18 protein-coding genes and 2 pseudogenes are annotated in these 20,322 nt (G+C 41.9%); 9 read left to right on the top strand and 11 right to left on the bottom strand.

What is annotated here, in order from left to right; translation table 11 throughout:
* Window positions 1-5 precede the first annotated feature (5 nt).
* Entirely contained in the window at window positions 6-422 is a 417-nt protein-coding gene (gene atpC / locus IQ224_RS02150; protein ID WP_002746039.1) for an ATP synthase F1 subunit epsilon, read from the top strand.
* Window positions 423-603: 181 nt separating this feature from the next.
* On the opposite strand, the gene IQ224_RS02155 is transcribed toward atpC, so the two are convergent.
* Entirely contained in the window at window positions 604-927 is a 324-nt protein-coding gene (locus IQ224_RS02155; RefSeq protein WP_002736597.1) for a 30S ribosomal protein PSRP-3, read from the bottom strand.
* Between the two features lie 103 nt (window positions 928-1,030).
* Between IQ224_RS02155 and mutT the strand changes: the two genes are divergently transcribed.
* From mutT to mraY, 3 genes are read left to right on the top strand one after another with little or no spacing between them, the layout of a single operon-like run.
* A complete protein-coding gene (gene mutT / locus IQ224_RS02160) occupies window positions 1,031-1,453 on the top strand; it encodes an 8-oxo-dGTP diphosphatase MutT (RefSeq protein WP_194032465.1) in 423 nt (140 codons plus the stop codon).
* Window positions 1,450-1,713 carry a DUF3134 domain-containing protein gene (locus tag IQ224_RS02165; protein ID WP_002735746.1) on the top strand — a complete coding sequence of 88 codons (264 nt, stop codon included), beginning with the start codon at window positions 1,450-1,452 and terminating at the stop codon, window positions 1,711-1,713. The genes mutT and IQ224_RS02165 overlap by 4 nt, the downstream gene beginning before the upstream one ends.
* Window positions 1,714-1,758: 45 nt before the next feature.
* On the top strand, window positions 1,759-2,826 hold the full coding sequence (gene mraY, locus IQ224_RS02170; protein WP_002746034.1) for a phospho-N-acetylmuramoyl-pentapeptide-transferase: 1,068 nt from the start codon (window positions 1,759-1,761) through the stop codon (window positions 2,824-2,826).
* Here mraY and IQ224_RS02175 read toward each other — a convergent pair whose 3' ends face one another.
* Both IQ224_RS02175 and IQ224_RS24805 read right to left on the bottom strand, forming a co-directional pair.
* A complete protein-coding gene (locus tag IQ224_RS02175) occupies window positions 2,827-3,150 on the bottom strand; it encodes an iron-sulfur cluster assembly accessory protein (protein WP_002746033.1) in 324 nt (107 codons plus the stop codon). It abuts the gene before it with no gap.
* A gap of 328 nt (window positions 3,151-3,478) precedes the next feature.
* Entirely contained in the window at window positions 3,479-3,598 is a 120-nt protein-coding gene (locus IQ224_RS24805) for a bluetail domain-containing putative surface protein (RefSeq protein ID WP_353734426.1), read from the bottom strand.
* 61 nt (window positions 3,599-3,659) lie between these two features.
* On the opposite strand from IQ224_RS24805, the gene IQ224_RS02180 reads away from it, so the two are divergent.
* A complete protein-coding gene (locus IQ224_RS02180; protein WP_002746031.1) occupies window positions 3,660-3,950 on the top strand; it encodes a type II toxin-antitoxin system Phd/YefM family antitoxin in 291 nt (96 codons plus the stop codon).
* Window positions 3,951-4,010: 60 nt separating this feature from the next.
* Window positions 4,011-4,280: a type II toxin-antitoxin system RelE/ParE family toxin gene (locus IQ224_RS02185; protein ID WP_228036058.1), complete on the top strand. Its 270-nt coding sequence runs from the start codon at window positions 4,011-4,013 to the stop codon at window positions 4,278-4,280.
* 177 nt (window positions 4,281-4,457) lie between these two features.
* Here the strand turns inward: IQ224_RS02185 and IQ224_RS24810 are convergent, their stop codons facing one another.
* From IQ224_RS24810 to IQ224_RS02230, 4 genes and pseudogenes are all read right to left on the bottom strand, one after another.
* The gene (locus tag IQ224_RS24810; protein WP_370583119.1) at window positions 4,458-6,608 is read right to left on the bottom strand and encodes a beta strand repeat-containing protein; all 2,151 of its coding nucleotides are present in this window, start codon (window positions 6,606-6,608) and stop codon (window positions 4,458-4,460) included.
* 663 nt (window positions 6,609-7,271) lie between these two features.
* Window positions 7,272-12,389, bottom strand: a pseudogene (locus IQ224_RS24815) (Calx-beta domain-containing protein); the annotation flags it as partial.
* Between the two features lie 41 nt (window positions 12,390-12,430).
* Window positions 12,431-14,623 (bottom strand): DUF4347 domain-containing protein, encoded by a 2,193-nt coding sequence (locus IQ224_RS24490; RefSeq protein WP_194032466.1) that lies wholly within the window; start codon window positions 14,621-14,623, stop codon window positions 12,431-12,433.
* A gap of 213 nt (window positions 14,624-14,836) precedes the next feature.
* Complete coding sequence (locus tag IQ224_RS02230) at window positions 14,837-15,769, bottom strand: DUF4351 domain-containing protein (protein ID WP_194032467.1); 933 nt, start codon at window positions 15,767-15,769, stop codon at window positions 14,837-14,839.
* 435 nt (window positions 15,770-16,204) lie between these two features.
* Here IQ224_RS02230 and IQ224_RS02235 point away from each other — a divergent pair, with 435 nt between their 5' ends.
* Together IQ224_RS02235 and IQ224_RS02240 are read left to right on the top strand one after the other, a co-directional pair.
* On the top strand, window positions 16,205-16,450 hold the full coding sequence (locus IQ224_RS02235; protein ID WP_002747004.1) for a hypothetical protein: 246 nt from the start codon (window positions 16,205-16,207) through the stop codon (window positions 16,448-16,450).
* Window positions 16,447-16,851 (top strand): type II toxin-antitoxin system VapC family toxin, encoded by a 405-nt coding sequence (locus tag IQ224_RS02240; RefSeq protein WP_002747005.1) that lies wholly within the window; start codon window positions 16,447-16,449, stop codon window positions 16,849-16,851. The genes IQ224_RS02235 and IQ224_RS02240 overlap by 4 nt, the downstream gene beginning before the upstream one ends.
* Before the next feature lie 62 nt (window positions 16,852-16,913).
* Here the strand turns inward: IQ224_RS02240 and IQ224_RS24820 are convergent, their stop codons facing one another.
* The 4 genes and pseudogenes from IQ224_RS24820 to trmD form a co-directional block, all read right to left on the bottom strand.
* The gene (locus IQ224_RS24820; protein ID WP_002747007.1) at window positions 16,914-17,405 is read right to left on the bottom strand and encodes a hypothetical protein; all 492 of its coding nucleotides are present in this window, start codon (window positions 17,403-17,405) and stop codon (window positions 16,914-16,916) included.
* A gap of 36 nt (window positions 17,406-17,441) precedes the next feature.
* A pseudogene (locus IQ224_RS24825) lies at window positions 17,442-17,677 on the bottom strand (hypothetical protein).
* A gap of 79 nt (window positions 17,678-17,756) precedes the next feature.
* On the bottom strand, window positions 17,757-18,020 hold the full coding sequence (locus tag IQ224_RS02255) for a DUF4347 domain-containing protein (RefSeq protein ID WP_002746163.1): 264 nt from the start codon (window positions 18,018-18,020) through the stop codon (window positions 17,757-17,759).
* Window positions 18,021-18,303: 283 nt separating this feature from the next.
* Entirely contained in the window at window positions 18,304-18,999 is a 696-nt protein-coding gene (gene trmD / locus IQ224_RS02260; RefSeq protein ID WP_002746166.1) for a tRNA (guanosine(37)-N1)-methyltransferase TrmD, read from the bottom strand.
* 373 nt (window positions 19,000-19,372) lie between these two features.
* On the opposite strand from trmD, the gene IQ224_RS02265 reads away from it, so the two are divergent.
* A complete protein-coding gene (locus IQ224_RS02265) occupies window positions 19,373-20,227 on the top strand; it encodes a cyanophycinase (RefSeq protein ID WP_002737451.1) in 855 nt (284 codons plus the stop codon).
* Window positions 20,228-20,322: the final 95 nt, after the last annotated feature.

Here is a 20,322-nt window from a genome sequence, read left to right on the forward strand (position 1 = left end):
CACCAATGAGCATTACAGTACGGGTTATTACACCCGATCGCATTGTCTGGGATAACGTGGCCGAAGAAGTAATCCTACCCAGTTCCACGGGACAATTAGGTATTCTTAGTGGTCACGCTCCTTTATTAACTGCCCTGAATATTGGCGTAATGCGAATTCGACCGGGGAAAGACTGGGAAAATATCGCGGTTTTGGGCGGTTTTGCCGAAGTCGAAAATAATGAGATCAAAGTCCTCGTTAATGGGGCGGAATTAGGCTCAAAAATCGATAAGGAAAAAGCTCGCACCGAATACGAACGGGCCCAAACCCGTCTCGATGAAGCCAGTAAAGGGGATGACCGTCGCAAAACTATCCAAGCGCAACAATCATGGCGCAAAGCTCGCGCTAGATACCAGGCCGCTGGCGGTTTAGTATCGGTTTAAACCCAACCAAATCCAATTAAATTAAAGCAAAATCGGGCGGGTTTATATAAACCTACCCGATTCTTTTTCGGTTATCAGTTATCAGTTCTTCTACTGCTCGGTGATCAGTGAAAAAGTTTCCTGTTTTCCGTTGCCTAAAACTGGAGATTTTGTCGCTCCCCATTAAGATAACTGCTATAAATTAATTGCTACCACTAAAAACAACTTCGGGGAATTTTAACTGTGCATCGGCCATGGTGATTTGTCGGCCTTGATTGCGTAACTCTTGCCAAAAATTAATTACTTCTGTGGCTTTGTTGAGAACATCAACGCGATCGGACTCATCAATCCAGTGTTTTGCTTCTAACTCCTCTTGCAGTTGTTGCCAAGCATCATTGCGCGGCCAGAAAAAATAAGCGGTGAGGGGGCTAGTTCCTTTGCCGACCACCTGATCTACAGCGATCGCTACGTTCTGATCTAACCACAATACTTTTAAAATAAACTTTGATTCGGAACTGACTGTCATTGTTAATCGTTAATCGTACAATTCCCGATTATATCATCTTTTGACTCAATTTTCCGCAGTCAGTTTTTAACTATTTTTTCCTATTTTTTCGCCAATAACCGCTATGATTCCCGAAACAGACTCTTTAGCTTCTAAACAAATCGGTGTGGCCGTAATTAGAGACGATCGAGATTTAATTTTAATCGATCGCCGTCTGGCCAAGGGACTACTAGGCGGTTTTTGGGAATTCCCCGGCGGCAAAATCGAAGGCAATGAAACGGTACAAGAATGTATTAAACGGGAGATATTAGAAGAAATTGGCATTGACATCGCAGTGGATAGTCATTTAATCACCATCGATCACACCTATAGTCATTTTCGGGTTAATCTACAAGTATATAACTGTCGTTATCTCAGCGGCGAAGCGCGGGCGATCGAATGTGAAGAAATCCGCTGGGTAACTATCGAGGAACTAGATCATTACACTTTCCCCGCGGCCAATCAAGAGATTATCAGAGCCTTAAAAGACATGGTAAACTCGAAATGATTGCTGTTAATCGTCGAGTGATTATGCTTAATCCTTCTATTCGTCAAGAACCCCGCTATGAACCGGCCGCGGTTATTCCCCTAAAAAAAGACGCTTCCATTGTCGAGTGGTTAGAAAAAAATAATCGCATGATTCCCCGGGATAAAATCGCCGAACCGGATCTGACTCTCGAAGAAGATGTGGAACTATCTGAACTCATGGATGTCGATGATATCGGTTATGATGACGACGAGGACGAATTAGTCTTAGATGAAGATTAATCCCGTCTTCTTTGGCAAATTTTACCCTTATCTGACGCTTTAGTCGTGAACGCTAACATTTTTTCCGCCCCTATCTTTAAAAAACCCACTGGAACCCATCTCCTGATTCTACTAACGGGATTACTATTTCTGTTAGTAGTTTTTTTTCAGTCCACTAATTCCCTCTTACTCCCCCTGATGGCCACAACGTTAATCAGTGGTGGTCTTGGTTATCAAGTAGTCCCGATGCTGCGGCGCTTGAAAATGGGTCAGATTATGCGCGAGGATGGTCCCCAGGCTCATTTAAAGAAAGCAGGAACCCCAACAATGGGAGGCAGCTTTTTTGTGCCAGTAGCCCTTATTTTCGCTTTAATCTGGTCTAAATTCACTCCTAATGTGGTGGCGGTTGCTTTGCTGACTTTTGCTTACATGGGTATCGGTTGGTTAGATGATTGGCAAATTCTGCGTTATAAGTCGAATAAGGGCCTATCTCCCCGGATGAAGTTAATTTTACAGATAACGGGGGCGGTGCTTTTTTGTCTCTGGATGTTGGTCAATCAGGTGAGTACCGATATCACCCTTTGGGGTCGATTAGTGATTCCTTTGGGCTTTTTCTTCTGGATTTTGGCGGCATTTGTCCTTGTGGCTGAAAGTAACGCCACTAATCTCACCGATGGGGTGGATGGATTAGCGGGGGGAACAGCTGCGATCGCTTTTTTGGGTTTAGCCATTATTATCGCTCCTAGTCATCCGGATTTAGCGATTTTCTGCACTTGTTTTAGTGGTGCTTGTCTAGGCTTCATTTTTCATAACCGCAACCCTGCTAAGGTGTTTATGGGTGATACCGGTTCCCTCGCTTTGGGAGGTGCTTTAGCTGCGGTGGGTTTAATTGCCGGACATCTCTGGGGATTATTTTTAATTAGTGGTCTCTTCTTTCTGGAATCTCTTTCGGTAATCGCTCAGGTTATCTATTATAAAGCCACAAAAGGACCCGATGGCAAGGGCAAAAGATTATTAAAAATGGCTCCTTTTCATCATCATTTAGAATTAAGTGGTTGGACGGAAACCAAGATTGTGGGAGCTTTTTATCTGGTTAATGCGCTTTTAGTTGTCTTGGCTATTTGGAGCAGTTAATTAAGCGCTAAAGGAAAGACCACAACCGCAGGTATTTTGGGTGTTGGCATTGGTAAAACGGAAACCACCACCCATTAAATCCTCTGAATAGTCTAATTTTAAAATTTGTAGGTAGCGATCGCTGTCAGGATCGACTAAAATATTAATACCCTGACTTTGATAAAAGCGATCGTTTTCTGCTGCAATAGGGGTTAATTCGAGATGGTAGTAAAGTCCCGAACAACCACCATTTTTTACTGCCAAACGCAGATAGGAACCACTCAGGCGACAGCTTTGACTCCAACGTTCAATTTCTCTAGCGGCGGCGGTACTTAATTCGATCATTGTTTTTGAGACTATTGTAATAATGATATCAAGTTCTTGTGAAGTTATACCACATTTATTATCAAACTTTATGTTAAGTAGCTGGTTATAATTAAATTAAAAATGGATTTTAGGTTCGATCCCCCCTTAGTCCCCCCTTGATAAGGGGGGTGCCGATCCCCCCTTAGTCCCCCCTTGATAAGGGGGGTGTCTGACAACTTTTAACGCCTACCTACTTAAGAAATATGTAACTAATAAATGGCGGGGGTAGCTGACAATTTTTAACACAGAAAAAGGGTTTCTCCGAGAAACCCTTTTTCTAGGTGACTTAGAAGGAGAGCTTAGAAACTTAGATAAAGAAGCTACTAACATTAATGCTCCCTAAAGCTGGCAAAGTACCAGTAAATCCGGTGATATTTATTAATAAATCATTGCTGGATTGGAAGCCAGCCGTGAGAGGAGCGGGTATTTGTCACAGGGGAATTAATTTGTGGTAGCATACAATTAAATGCGTTTTGTCTGCTAGGATAATGCTCAACCTTTCAAAAGACATTCATTCTTTAACTGAGTTTAAACGAAACACGACCCAGTTCCTAGAGCATCTCAAACAAACCAAAGACCCTTTGGTGCTTACGGTTGATGGGAAAGCAGCACTCGTCGTGCAAGATGCGGAATCCTATCAGACACTTCTTGAAGCTGCTGAATTGGTTGAGACGCTTAAAGGAGTCAAGCGTGGTCTTGAAGAGATGAAGCAAGGCAAAGGTAAGAAGGCAGAGGAATTCTTCTCTGAATTGTTCGATAAGCTGGACAGTTCTCCATGAGCCAAAAGTATCAAGTGGTCATACAACCAGCAAGCACAACAGGGAATTGAAAAAGCCTATCTGTGGTTCAGTAAAGATTCTCCTCGAAAAGCGAGGTTGTGGCTAGAAGGATTGTACAAAGCAATTCTGTCACTAGAGCAAATGCCTTACCGTTGTTCACTTGCTTTTGAAAATAATTTCTTGGAGGAAGAAATCCGACAACTTATTTATGGTAAGGGACGTAGTGCCTACAGAATTCTCGTTACCATCACTGGCGATATTGTGCAGATTCTTTTCGTGCGCCACGTTGCACAAAAGCCTTTGTCAAGTCAAGAAGATGAAGAAGAGTAGAGGCCCATGGCATACCATTGTTGTCCTAAATTGTGACGGCAAAGTTTTGATAGGTAAGGTTATACCATTTTTATTTATTCGTGGCAGACATCTTACTGTCCTCTCCCAAAAAGGGAGAGGGGGTGTGGGTGATGGTAATTAACCATCTCTGCCATTACTTTAGAAAAAAGGTATTAATTAAACAAAGAAATTACCTACTGGAATGTTCCCTAAAGCTGGTAAAGTACCAGTAAATCCGGTGATATTTATTAATAAATCATTGCTGGATTGGAAGCCAGCCGTGCTATCATTAATAACGAGATAAGTTCCAGCTATTGCACCGGTTGTTACTTGCACTAAGGCGGCACTATTAACCCCTAATCCTTGATTACCTGTAATCGCTCCATTAGCATCAGTAAATACCTGATTGATTAAATTCTGTAAAGTGGTGACAGTGCTATTAGCAGCACGACTGAAATTGCTAGGCGCACTGATAGCGTTTCCAGCTTGAGTTAATAAGTCGATTTTATCACTATTGATGGCAAAATCTGTGATACGATCGCTTGTTGATATGGTAGATTGACCAAATTGGAAGATGAAAGTATCTGCACCTAAACCACCGGTTAAAGTATCAATTCCCGCACGTCCATTGATTTGATTATTGCCACTATTTCCGGTGATATTATTGTTACCAGCGTTACCCGTACCATTAATATTATTAGTGCCAATTAGTCTGAGGTTTTCGACATTGTTGGGTAAGGTGCGAGTAATTGCGCTTTGTAGGGTGTCAGTAATAATTACTTGTCCAATTGCTGCGTCGGGATTGATGGTAGCATTAACCGGATTGGAGAGGGTGACGGTGAAGACTTCATCAGGTTCATTAAGGTTATCATTGAGGATGGGAATGTTAATAGTAGCGGTGGAAGTATTAGCAGCAATGGTGAGAGTTCCGGTTTTGCTAGTGTAATCTACATTGGCGGTAGCGTTAATGGGTGCAGTGGTATAGTTGAAGGTAATTGGTTGTGGATTGGGATTATCAACTGTGACGGTGAGGATGGCATTATTATCTAAGCCTTCGACCACGGTAATATTATTGATGGATAGTTGGGGAAAGTCGTCATTGGCAATTGTTCCCGTCACTGGGGTAGTTGTCCCTACTTTATAACCTGTCCCCGCAGCGAGGGTTAAAATGACAGTTTCGTTGGGTTCAACCGTAGTGTCAGCAGTGGGGTCAACGATTACGGTAGCTGTTGATAAACCAGCAGCAAAGGCGATACTGCTGGGAAGCGCAGCGTAATCGGTTCCATTGGTTGCTGTCCCACTAATACTGTAATTAACCGTTAAAGGATTAGTGGTTACTCCGGTACGGGTGAAGGTATAAACGAGATTAGTTGTCCCATCTTCTATCACACTACTAGGAGAGACAGCAAGAGTAATACTGGGAAGGATGACATCATCATTCTTAATGGTTCCCGTCACTGGAGTGGTCGTACCTATCGTATAACCTGTCCCGGTCGCAAGGGTTAAAATGACGGTTTCATCGGGTTCAAATGTGGTATCAGCAGTGGGGTCAACGGTGACTTTAGCAGTTGTTGAGTTAGCAGCAAAGGTGACAGTATTGTTAGTCCCGCTGCGAGTGTAATCGGTATTTAAAGTAGCTGTCCCTCCGAGGGTGTAATTAGCCGTCAAAGCATTTGTTAGTACGCCAGAACGGGTGAAGGTATAAGTCAAGTTGGTTGTTCCGTCTTCGGTAACACTACTGGGAGAAACCGCAAGAGTGATACTGGGAAGGGTGACATCATCATTGGTAATTGTTCCCGTCACTGGGGTGGTAGTCCCAACTGTATAACCTGTCCCGGTCGCGAGGGTTAAAATGACGGTTTCATCGGGTTCAACTGTGGTATCAGCAGTGGGGTCAACGGTGACTTTAGCAGTTGTTGAATTAGCAACAAAGGTGACAGTATTGTTAGTCCCGGTACGAGTGTAATCGGTATTTAAAGTAGCTGTCCCTCCGAGGGTATAATTGACGGTTAAAGCATCAGTGGTTACACCAGAACGGGTGAAGGTATAGACTAAATTAGTTGTCCCATCTTCAGTAACACTACTAGGAGAAACCGCAAGAGTAACACTGGTATCACCAACGGTGTTAAAAACGGGGTTAGTTTGGATAGTTTGGGTATTAAGGGTGATGCTTGCTTGTGCATCTATACGGGTGTTACTGGGACTATTAGCTTTAGGTTGGATGCTGTAACCCACAAAACCAGTCCCGGACCCGTTTGCGTCATTAGGTGGCAAGAATCCCTGAGTGGTAATATTAGCAGGGTTGCCTGTGGTAGGATCTATAGCAATAAATGTCCAAGTTAATACCCTGGTCGAGGTATTTAGACTAGCATTGACATCAACAAAGACACCGCGAGTGGTTCGCAAATCAAGGCGTTGGCTGTAATTGCGGGTCCCGACGGGAACATTAACGGTAATATTCCCAAAACCGAAGTCCTGTAAGGTAAAGGTGTTGAGGTCTAGGTCTGAGTCGAGGGTTTGAGTGATGGTAACTTGTGCAACAGGTATGGTTCCAGCGGCGGCATTGTTAGTAAAACGGATATTATAGGGAATGACTTCCCCGGAGGTTAACCAGTGTTGGTCTCCGAATCCCTCAGGGTTAATTAGGGTATTGGTGGCGCGGATAGTCGCTTGTCGTTGTAGTGTAACGTAACCTTGAATAATTTCTGGGGCCCCATTGGTGAGGAAAATATCAAGAATGGCATCATTGAGAATATCGGGGTCAGTAATCCCTGCATTGATAGCAATTTGTTCTGCTGCTGCGCGTTGCGCCGGGGTTAGGGAGTCAATGGTGATGACGTTGTTAGGGAAGGTGAGGTCAGTAAAAGTGTTGGTATTTTGTCCCGTCCCGTAGTCAAAGAGGGAGGTAGCTTGAGTGATGCGCCAACTGTCGTCATACTCGCCGTAAAGTTGGCCAGTGGTAATAGTGCCGCCGATAACAGTTCCATTACGCAGAGCAAAGTCATCATTGGTTGTGCCGTTATAGTTGCCTAATAGACCAATCAGATTCCCTTTGCGGTTTTCTGCTAGACCCAGATTGATATTAATATAAGTGCTATTAAAATCAATGTTAATGTAGTCATTATTGGCGGAAAAAATGCTGTAACTGTCCCCATCCCGGACAATGAGGTTTTGTCCAATGGCATAAAGTTGACCATCGGGAAGGTTTGCGGCGATGCCGTTAATTTTTAAGGGGTTGGGGTCATTTAAATAGAACCCTATCCTTTGTCCACCGAGTTTAATGGCAATGGCACTATTAACAGATACACTGGTACTACCGTTCCAAGGTTGTTGACGGGTTTGAATTTCAAAGTCGTCGGTAGTAGATTTAACTAGGGTAAATTCGCCTACTGATTGGAAATCGTAGTTAATACCATCGAAGGTTGTTAGGTGGGGGTCTCCCTTTGAACCGCCGCCGCCGCCATCGTCGCCGCCGCCACCGCCGCCATCGTCGCCATCGTCGTCGTCTTTTTTATCGTCTGGGCGGGGAGGTGGTTCAGGTGGGCATTGCGGAAGATTTTCTTCAAGCCAATCTTCTAGGTATGACTCAGCTATTGGTTCAACAAGAAATTGTGAAATTACTACCCCTATCGCCGCACCTTTATTTATAAGTTTAGTAATTTTAATACCTCTCAAAACTGTAATTGCATAGCCGATGCTTCCACCTGCCGCACCTAACACCCCTCCTGCAATCATTAAAGGAAGGTATAGTATAATGTTTGCTAATCCATTAATCCCAATATCTCTCAATCTCTTACAAGACAATCCACTTGGATCGACAAACGTATTAGGACTATTAAATACATACCGATAAAAATTAGTATCCCCACCATTCAAGCCAATCGGATCAACACTCGTAAACCGTCCCAAACTACTATCATAAAACCTTGCTCGCATAAAATCGAGGCCATTACCCTCATCTGTCACCCCCCATTGACCCACATATTCAAAGGGGTTAGCCACAGCTTCAATTTTAGTTAAATCCTCTCCAAAGGGTAAATAACTATACTTATTAACATAACTACCATCATTTGCAGTTAACCCAACAGTTGACCCGATCGCATCTGCGTCATAATAATTACTATTGTTACCATTTACCCGACTAACCAACCCTATCCCGTGAGTATAATTAGCCACTAAGCTATTATTATTATATTCCCCAACCACATCACCCAACCCAAAGGGATCAACTAAATATTCGGTTTTTTGTCCATTAAAAATAGTAGCAGTTCGGTTTCCTAAGCCATCATATTCATAGTCCCAAGTCCCTGAAGGAGTAACAACCTTAACCAGGCGACTTTCAGCATCATAGGTATAATTAGAAGTCTGTCCCCCTTGGGTTTTGCTGATTAAATTCCCATCCGTATCATAGGTATAAACCCCATTACCAACATTGCTATATTGATTGAGGTTATTGGTAGTATAGTTCGTGGTTACTCCGCTATCCGTCACCCCGATGCGGTTTCCTGCAGCATCATAGGTATAGGTAATCGTGCGATTGGTAGGAGTAATCACAGAAGTTAATTGACCAATTGCATCATAACCATATTCAAAGACCCCCTCTAGGGTGGTCATGGTAGTACGGCGACCTAAGTTATCATAGGTATATTGATACTGAGAATTAACCGTATTATTGGCTTTATAGTTGACTAATTTAGTTAACTGATCCTGTAAATCATATTCATAGGTGGTATAGGTTCCATTGCCATTAGTTTCCTTAATGAGACGACCGGCACTATCATAGTCATAGGTAATAATATTTTGTCCTGTGCCATTGGTTAAAGACTTTAAACGACCGACGGTATCATAAGTATAATTAGTCGTATAACCATCGCTAGAAACTAATTTGGTGCGTTGACCATCTGCATTATAGGTATAGGATAGAGAACGACCATTAGGATAGGTTATCTTAGTAAGACGGTTAGCAGTATCATACTGCATCGTCATAGTTCCTGTTCCATCAACTACGCTGGTAAGATTGCCTCTTGTATCGTAGCTGTAGTTAACACTCGAACTGTTACCATATTGTTTCTTGGTCAGCAGGCCACTGGTATTGTAAGTGTAGGAAATATTACTACCGCGACGATTGATATAACTGGTAATATTCCCTAAAGCATCAACAGTAAATTGTTGGGTACTACCATCAGAGTAGGTAATCTTATTCAGATTAGCTTTAGTATCATAACTATACCCTACTCCATTCCCTTTAGGGTCTGTAAAACTGGTTAATTGATTAAAGGTAGCATCGTAGGTAAAGTTAGTCTTTTGTCCCAGTAAATTCGTTTGTTGAGTTAAATTATCTTTACTATCGTAACTGTAACTCGATTGACTGCCATTAGGAAGGGTTGCAACTAAATTACCATCTGCATCATCATTAAAGAGCAGATTTTGGTTATTAACCCCGCGAATTTGTCCAGCATTTCTCCCATCATCTAATAAGACGGTTTGGGATGCTCCGGTGCTATCTGTCACCGTTACCCCACCTACACTATCATAACTGTAGGTTAGGGTTTGCGTGTTTCCGTTGCTAGATTCTTTGGTGAGACGACCTTGATTATCGTATTCAAAACTACGCTGATAACCTAAATCAGATTTTACCGACAATAAAGAGTATTTTTTCGCCGCCACATTACCCGTATCATAAGTATAGGTTGTAGTTCCATCAACCCCCGTCACCGATAACAGATTTTCCCCTGTAGTATCATAACTATAGGTAGTAGCTTGTCCCGCAGAATCAGTAATCTTGTTAATCCGTCCTTGAGCATTATAAGTCAGGGTTAAACTATCCCCATTGGTGTGAACCAACTTGGTTAGATTATTATTAGTATATTGTAGAGTGATCCGATTACCATTAGTATCCTCAACATAATTGAGTTTCCCATTACTCCCAAATAAAGAAATAAACCCACTCGCTTCTTGTAAGCGATACTGACCACCAACAATAGTTAAAGTGGCACCCCCTTCTCCCGTATAAGTGTCACCAGTTTGCTTCTCAAAAACGCGCTGTAAATCCCCCACACTGCGGATAATAACATCACCTTGACTGTTGGTAGTAGCGCGTAAATCCCACTGACTAGACCAACCTCGTCCCAAGGTTCCTAAATTGTAGCGTTCAGCAATAGACTGATAGAAAGTCCGATTAAAGCTTAAAGATAAACCTGGTGCAGTATCTACCACATCAGTCGTACTTAATAAATCTACATTAGTCAGGGTGTTAACTGCTTGTTTCCATTCAAAAGCAAATAAACGAGTTAAATCACTGGTTTCCTGTCCCAACTGACTTAAATAGTTAGCATTTTCGGCCATTACTGCTTGAAATTGTCCAGCAGTTGTGCCTAAACTAGCGGTTAAATTACTCCATAAAGCATCCCAAGCAGCAGAATCTATAAAATTATAATCAGCGCGAGTTTCTGCTTTAATTGTCGCCCAATTAATTACTTCATTCGCAGAAACTTGATTAACCGTAAAGTTAATTAACCCGTTACCATTGGGGGTATATTGGAAGTAAAACTCTCCACTTTCACCTGGAGCAAGAATACCCGCCGGACCATTATCACTGGTTGCCAAAGAGAGATTTAATAGTTGTTTGAGAGTAGCACTAATGGTATTTTCTGCGGGATAATTAACAGTAGCATTAGTAGCATTTATTCTCAGTAAAGGCGCAATTAGATCAGTTTGTCCAATATTGGTATAAGTGACTTTAACAAAACCACTAGCTGGATAACTTAATTCAATATTTAGATTTCCTAGGGGGTCATTATTGACGGTAAAGGTATCATTAGAGGTATAGGTATTAATGCCATTCATCACCTTAACATCATACTGCCCCGTCGCTAAACCTTGCAGGTTAAAAGTTGCCCAAGCTTCGGTTTTATTCACCCAATAAACCTGATTCGCTGAGGTTTCAGTACCCGTTGGAGAAATAATGCTAATTTTGTCAGTAGGCGAGAAATTTTGCCCCGAAATAATTATCGTACTTTTCCCTAAATTACTGCCTTGTGAACCTTGAGGAAAACCAGTAATTAATATTGCAGCATCATTATCAACAATATTGAGAGTAGCAGTATTTTGACTGCCAATTGTTGCGCCACTGGTGGGGTTGATGAGAATTAATTGAACCGTTTCATCGGGTTCTGGGAGAGTATCATTAACAATGGGAACAGTAACAGTTTTACTGATTTCTCCGTTCGCAAAATTAACGGTAATCGGGTTATTATTATAGTCAGATGGTGCGGTAGCTGTCCCATTTGTTAGTTTAACAGTTGCGCTGACTGCGCCATTGCTTCCGCCGGTACGAGTGACCGTTACAGCAGTAACAGGTGTTCCATTTTCATTGATGCTAAAAGTAGGAGAACTAAAAGATAAAGTTCCGGGGGAGGAAGGGGTATCATCATTAACAATAGTCCCTATCACTGGGGTAGTTGTCCCAACTGTATAACCTGTCCCCGCAGCGAGGGTTAAAATGACGGTTTCGTTGGGTTCTATCGTAGTGTCAGGAGTGGGGTCTATTGTGACTTTAGCAGTGGTTGAATTAGCAGCGAAAGTCACTGTCCCAGTTTTACTGGTGAAAGTTGCCGCACCGCTTTGGGTATAATCTGTACTAAATGTCGCTGTCCCCCCGACTGTATAGTTAACCGTTAAAGCATTAGTGGTTACTCCGCTACGAGTGAAGGTATAGGCCATATTAGCTGTCCCGTCTTCACTAACACTACTGGGAGAAATAGCAAGAGTAACAGTAACAGTTTGTGGGTTGGTAAACTCACTCACATCAATAATGTTTAAACCACCAGACCCATCAGCTACATAAGCATAGTTACCGACTATTTGTACACCCTCAGCATCGCCAGAAGTATTACACTTACCGACGAGGATGGGGGTGGTCGGGTTGCTGATGTCGATGATTTGCAGTCCTGACCAATCATACCAATTATCACCATCAGCTAGATAGGCATAATTACCGACTACTTGTACACCCTCAGCAGCGGCATAAGTACTATACTCACCAACGAGGATGGGATTTGTCGGGTTGCTGATGTCGATGATTTGCAGTCCTATAACAGCAATTCTCATTTTGAAACGATTTTGCGTTGTTTCAGCGATCTAGAGATTCGTTAAGAATTATTAACCCCTCTAGGTGCAAGGGTTTTAATGTCATGAAACCTTAAAATGAGAATTGCTGGTCCTATAACACTATCAGCGACATAAGCATAGTTACCGACTACTTGTACATCCTCAGCGTCAGCAGTATCATAATTACCCTTGAGAGTGGGGGTAGTCGGATTGCTAATGTCGATGATTTGCAGTCCCGAATACCCATCAGCGACATAAGCATAGTTACCGACTATTTGTACATCATAAGCATGGCCAGAAGTATTATAATTACCCTTGAGAGTGGGATTTGTCGGGTTGCTGATGTCGATGATTTGCAGTCCTGACCACTCATCAGCTACATAAGCATAGTTACCGACTATTTGTACACCATAAGCAAAGCCAGAAGTATTATAATTACCCTTGAGAGTGGGATTTGTCGGGTTGCTGATGTCGATGATTTGCAGTCCTGAATCCCTATCAGCTATATAAGCATAGTTCCCGACTACTTGTACACCATAAGCCGAGCCAGAAGTATTATAATTACCCTTGAGAGTGGGATTTGTCGGGTTGCTGATGTCGATGATTTGCAGTCCTGAATCACTACCAGCTACATAAGCATAGTTGCCGACTATTTGTACACCATTAGCATAGTCAGAAGGATCATAATTACCCTTGAGAGCGGGATTTGTCGGGTTGCTGATGTCGATGATTTGCAGTCCTGAACCCGAATCAGCTAGATATGCGTAGTTGCCGACTACTTGTACATCCAGAGCAGTGCCAGAAGTATCATAATTACCCTTGAGAGTGGGATTTGTCGGGTTGCTAATGTCGATGATTTGTAGTCCTGAAGTATCATCAGCTACATAAGCGTAGTTTCCGACTACTTGTACACCCTCAGCATCGCCAGAAGTATCATAATTACCCTTAAGAGTGGGATTTGTCGGGTTGCTGATGTCGATGATTTGTAGTCCATACCAACCATCAGCTATATAAGCATAGTTACCGACTATTTGTACATCCTGAGCATAGCCAGAAGTATTATAATTACCCTTGAGAGTGGGATTTGTCGGGTTGCTGATGTCGATGATTTGCAGTCCTGAACCCGCATCAGCTACATAAGCATAGTTCCCGACTACTTGTACACTGTAAGCCCAGCCAGAAGTATTATAATTACCCTTAAGAGTGGGATTAGTCGGGTTGCTGATGTCGATGATTTGCAGTCCTGAAAAATCATCAGCTATATAAGCATAGTTCCCGACTACTTGTACATCATTAGCATAGCCAGAAGTATTATAATTGCCCTTAAAGATGGGGTTTGTCGGGTTGCTGATGTCGATGATTTGCAGTCCTGACGAACTATCAGCTACATAAGCGTAGTTCCCGACTACTTGTACATCTTGACCATCAGAAATATCATAACTTCCCTTAAAAATCGGGTTACTGGGATTACTAATATCAATGATTTCCAGGGTGTCTCCTACAGCATAGGCGTAGTTACCTACTACTGTCACCCCATAGGCAAAGCTTAATCTATCCCATACTCCTACTAATGTGGGTGCAAATACTCCGGGATAAGTGTTGAGAATATCTGGCTGAAAAACCCCAGATGTCTGCAAATCCGACAAATCTAAGGTTTCAACAAAAGTTTGATTCTCTCCCTTTATCGCCGGAAAACTCACCTCTAATTGCCAACTTCCTCCTAATGCGGCATTTCCTACCCGTCTGCTGGAAGCCGCTATTTTCGCGCCAGTAATTTGGGACAATTTATTAATAAACTCTGTCCCGGCATCTCCTGCCGCGACCTGACAACCGTACAGTAGGATATGATTAATCTTTGCCCAATTCTGTAACTTTTGGCGGTAATCGTAAATATTGGTTAAATTAAGTTGACAATTCCCTAAATATAAGCACCCCGGCGCACCATGGGAAATCAGGTGAATGGTGGTAATCTGGGGATTTTGTTGTAAAAAAGCGGTGATTTGTTCGATTCCGTCTTGATTGGGAGTGAGAATAACCGTGGCGACTTCTGGAATTACCCCAGCTTGGAGACTTTGATAATCGGTAATACCAGCATCGAGGAAAACTACGGTAGCGGTTAAACGCTGATTTCTCGCACTATTCACCGGATTAGCTTGACTCAAGCCATCAGATTGAGCGAAATTGAACAAAACATCTTCAATAGCAGCAAGGCTCGGCAAAAGAGTGGGAGTCATGACGTTGACCTAGAAAGATTACTACGGCTATTTTATGCAAACAATCCCGAATGTTTCAATATTCCTGTAACACAAATTAACATTTATTACAAGAAACCGGGTTTCTCAAAGGAACAAGAAACCGGGTTTCTCAAAGGAACCCGGTTTCTAAATAGGTTCTCAAAGAAACCCGTTTTCTCATTTGTTGGGAAGATGCAATCGCTAACGTCAAAGCTAGGCAGTTAAAGTATTTAACCAATTGATTAAATCTTTAACTGTAGAGAAATCGAATAAAGCTTCTGCTAATGCTTCTATATCATCAATACTTAACTCCATGATTTTAGTTTCTAATGAAGGATTAATCTCCCCTAACTTGCGTTTAAGTTGACGAAGAATCAATGTCTTTTCCCGTTCAATACCTTGTTCGATACCTTGTTCGATACCTTGACGCATCCAACTGGTGGTAATTTGCATAACTCCCTCCTGTACGGGTTGACTAAATGTGCTAATCTCTTCTTGAAATTGTCTCTCTTCCACCGGATTAAGATTGAGATATGTATCAATAAATCCAGAAATTAACTGCATTCTCGCAGGATCTAACCTTAAAGTAATTAACAAGCGCAGACATTCCGCTTTTACCTTGGCTCGCTCTTTTTCTGCAATGTTCATCTTCGCCATCAAAGCTGAAGCAACCGGATTCGGTTGATTGAGAAAATCTCGCCAATTTAATCGATTTAACTGCACTACTTGATAGTTAAATTCTAAGACCTTAAAATCGGGAAAATCGACTACATACTGACTAATCGCTTCTCTTTTTGGCTTTGAATAAGAAAAAATTACAATCGGATAAATCGGCAAGACAAATTTCTCATGAAAGCGAGCAAAATAAGTAAACATTCTCCGATCAAACCACTTGTGGGAACTTTCCTGCGCCTCGACATGAATCAGAAAAAAAGATTCTTTTCCTCGAAACCTAACTTGTGCGACTAAATCGCTTTCATACCTTTCTCCTTCTGTGACATCGGTAAATACTTCTTTGTCTAAAAAAGTAATCGAGTCCCTATCTAAATAATCCATCAATTGAGGAAAAAATAACTCGATAAATTCGACAAAAAAGGTGGAGATTAACTCCTTAAATAAGCGATCATGGTCAATATTATTAGTCATGTAATATCATCTTAACTAATCTGAGGGATGAATGACTACTCGTCCCTATTGTATTCTGAAAAGTCGGTTTTGGCAACGGATTGTTATGATTTCACCCCCTTAACCCACAGCGATTGCCAAATTCGCCCAAAATCCATTAGATTGAGCTAAATCGAACAAACTATCGTAAACAGCAGGAAAAATCAGCAACAGGGTAGAAATCATGACATTGACTGGAAAGGTTTATTGCTAACAGTTTTAGCCCAACAAGTGTCGATTTTTCAATACCTCTTTAACAAAAATTAACATTTATTACAAGAAAACGGGTTTCTTAAAGAAACCCGTTTTCTAAGAAACCCGTTTTCTCATTATTTTAGAGGTTTGCTGGCAAATTAGCATTTTTTGTGATAGATTGTAACCATAGTAGCTTTTTATACTTAATTGTCAGTAATAATCATGAATGCTACAGCAATACGTCAACAAATAATTGAATCATTAGCTAATCTTTCTGGCGAACAATTATTGCAAATTAGAGAGTTAATCGAGCAAAATTTTTTACCTCAAATTAAACCTAAATCAGAAGAAGAAAGACAACAGTTAATTAAATCATTACAAGGTAAATATGCTCACGCACCCACCAGTAGTGAAGATTTTGCCCAACAAAAACAAGCAGAAATTGATTGGGAGGAGCGTAATAGATGAATATCATTTTAGATGCTTGTGCTGTAATTGCTTTTTTTCGTAATGAAACAGGAGCGGATGTTGTCAGAGAAATCATCACTAATCAAAACAATAACAAAATCATTCATCTGGTTAATCTTTGCGAAGTTTACTATAATTTTTATCGCGACATAGGAGAATCAGAAACAGAAAAACTAATTCAAGAATTAAGTGATATTAACATAAAAACTCGCTTTGATTTAAGTAGCAAGTTTTGGCGACAAGTAGGCAAATATAAAGCACTAATTAAGCGCATTTCTTTAGCTGATTGTTTTGCTTTAACTTTAGCCAATCAAGAAAAAGGAGTTTTAGTTACTTCTGACAGAAAAGAATTTGAACCGATCATTTCTCTTAATATTTGTCAGATTAATTTTATTCGTTAATAAGTCCAGAAAACGGGTTTCTCAAAGAAACCGTTTTCTAAATACTCAAAGAAACCCGTTTTCTAGATATTGATTTTAGCCAAAGACTGCTTAAATTCTGCGAGAGAATTAGCAGTAGCTGCTAATTTTAGTAGCTCTTCTAAGATAGTAGGGTTAGTCATTTTGCCGATTATCTCTTCAATTTCTGAAGAAATCTGTCCAAACCGCACAGTTAAAACTGTTTTTATGTCATCGCGGCTTTTTTCTAGCACCCCAATTTCTTTACCAATTTCCTTACCAATTTCCTTACCAATTTCTTTACCGCGTTCGATTCCTCGTAACTCCATATTACTCATTAAAGGCATAGTTTTTTCCTCCTCAAATTGTTTAATTTTACTCTCTAAACTTGACTGCAATTCAGGGGATAAAGTCATCATATTGTCGATGATTTCAAACAGTTTAATTATCTGTTCTCTCTCGAACTCCTTTTCATATAATCCCCTGATTAACTTCCACTTCCACTGTTCCCGTTGTGGCAGCTTCCCAGTAGTCGCTTTCGTTTTCAGGTGTGCCATGACTATTATAGCAAAGGGATTGCTGCTTGCTTCCAATTAGTCACTGATAACTGATAACTGATAACTGATAACTGAATAGAGTTTGTCAGCGAAACGTTTTTTGTCTTAGCTGAAGCGGTAATCCGTTTGAGTTCTTTTTCCAGGGATTCGGGAATTTTTGTCCAATCAATCAATTGGTGAACTTCAGGAAAAAAGAAGCATAAAAACGCTTCAAAATACTCGGTTAATGCTTCTTTCCAGGGTTCATCATAATTGGCGGTTGTTGGGTTCATTTGAGTTGTCCGCTTACTCTTAGGGGTGAAGCGCGATAGCGTAACGCACCGATTTAATAATAGAGGTGGTGGTGGTAATCTAGGGATTTTGTGGTAAAAAAGCGGATATTTGTTCGATTCCGTCTTGATTGGCAGAGAGAATAACGGTGGCGACTTCTGGAATTACTCCAGCGTGAAGACTTTGATAATCGCTAACACCAGCATCGAGGAAAACTACGGTAGCGGTTAAACGCTGATTTCTCACAATATTCACCTGATTAGCTTGACTCAAGCCATCAGATTGAGCAAAATTGAACAAAGCATCGTCAACAGCAGGAAAGCTCGGCAAGAGGGTAGAAGTCATGACGTTAACCGCAAAAGATTAATGCGACTATTTTGTGCAAACAATCCCGAATTTTTCAAGGTTTCTATAACAAAAATTAATATTTATTACAAGAAAACGGATTTCTTGAGACAGTCGGGAAAACTATATATAGCGGTTTTCAGTCTGCTAAGGTACAAGAGTTATGGGTTTTAGGCAAGAGGCAAAAGGGAAGAAAAATAGGTGTACCTCACTAGCTTAGGAAACGCTATATTCATAATTTATCATTCATAATTCATCATGCCCACAGGAGCATTTTTGGCGATTAATCCTGTTCCTCTAGCCATTTTTGCCAGAGATCTGGACGACGTTCCTTAGTGCGATCGAGTTGTTGTTGATAGCGCCAATCAGCGATATCCTGATGATTACCCGATCGCAAAACCGGCGGCACTTGCCAACTGCGAAAGACCGGCGGCCGGGTATATTGGGGATAATCCAATAAACCTGCCTCAAAACTCTCCAATTTCAACGATTCTGCCTTACCTACTGTACCGGGTAACAACCGCGTCACCCCGTTAACAATCGCTAAAGCCGGGATTTCCCCACAAGTTAGGACAAAATCCCCTAAAGATACCTCTCTAGTCACCAAATGCTCACAAACCCGCTCATCTACCCCTTCATAATGCCCACAGATGAGAATTAACTGCCGATAACTACCGGCCCAAGTTTTCAGTAAAGCTTGATTGAGAGGTTCCCCCTGGGGAGTCATCAGCACGATCTCCCGGGGTGGTAAAGTTTCTAAAGACTCGATCGCCTCAAAAATTGGCTCTGGTTTTAATAACATTCCCACACCACCACCGTAGGGTTCATCATCAACGCGACGGTGTTTATCATGGGCAAAATCCCGAAGATTGACCAAATTTACCCTAGCGATGTCGCGTTCGAGAGCTTTTGCCAACAACCCCGACTGCAGCGGTGAAGTAAAAAAATCGGGAAAGAGAGTAATGATGTCAAACTGCACGGGAAAAATTAAGGCCTAGACTGGGATAGTGTTTAATGTATCATTGTGTCACGGTCTGATCGGTTAAAATCTTGCTAATTTTGCGCCAGTCTATCTCAATAACATGATAGACTATGCTGTACTGTCTAGGGGTTTTTCTGGCTCTAGCTTGAGTGATCGAAGTCTAGCCTAGACTGAAAGTTAACTAACAGTCCGTCATTGCCAGTGGATCGAAGAAAATTGCTAAAATCGCCTCTACTATTGCTTGATGTCCCCAAAAATATTCCTAAACCGCATTTTTTTCCGTCAACCGTTCAGGGAAAATAACATCAAGATACCTGTCCATCTTCCCGAAAAACCTTCCATCCCTACAAATGTCTATTCGTTCAGTGACATGATCATCGAGCTAGAAACCCAACATCACCAAAATCCTACCCCCGTATCTCTCAAAACGGCGATTTTAGTCATTGGAGGTGCCGAGGATAAAGTCCACGGTAAAGAGATACTGCACACCTTTTGGAATCGCGCCGGGGGTAGCGAAGCAGTGATCGCTATTGTTCCCTCCGCTTCCAGAGAACCAGTTTTAATCGGTGATCGCTATCAGAAGATTTTCGAGGAAATGGGGGCAAAATACGTCAAAGTTATCGATATTCGTGATCGCGTACAGGGAGAAGACCCCCAATTTCAAGCCTACATCGAAGAGTGTACAGGTGTATTTATGACCGGAGGCGACCAGCTGCGTTTATGCGGTTTGCTCTCCGATACTCCCCTGATGGAAAGAATCAGACAAAGAGTGCAACAGGGAGAATTAACCCTGGCCGGAACTAGCGCCGGGGCTGCCGTTATGGGTCATCACATGATTGCCGGGGGCAGCAGTGGGGAAGCACCCAATCGGGCCCTAGTGGATATGGCCATGGGATTAGGTCTCATTCCTGAAGTCATTGTCGATCAACACTTCCACAATCGCAACCGCATGGCCCGGCTAATGAGTGCTATCTCCGGTTATCCCGAACGTTTAGGAATTGGCATCGATGAGGATACCTGCGCTATGTTTGAACGGGATGGCACGATGACAGTAATCGGCTGCGGTACAGTGACGGTAATTGATGCTAGGGAAATGTCCCACACCAACCACCATCACGTCACCGCTAACGAACCCCTGAGTCTGCATAATCTGCGGGTACATATTCTGGCCTACGGTGATGGCTATCATCTCAAAAAACAGCAAGTGATCCCTAAATTGGGGTAAAAAAACTCCTGAAAAACTGTTCACGATGAACAGTTTACCGCTCTCAGAAAACCAGACAATAAACAACGGCTTCTTTGTGCTTCTCAACAGCGAAC

Origin of the sequence: Microcystis sp. LEGE 00066, assembly GCF_015207925.1 — a bacterium.
GTDB classification, from domain to species: Bacteria; Cyanobacteriota; Cyanobacteriia; order Cyanobacteriales; family Microcystaceae; genus Microcystis; species Microcystis ichthyoblabe_A.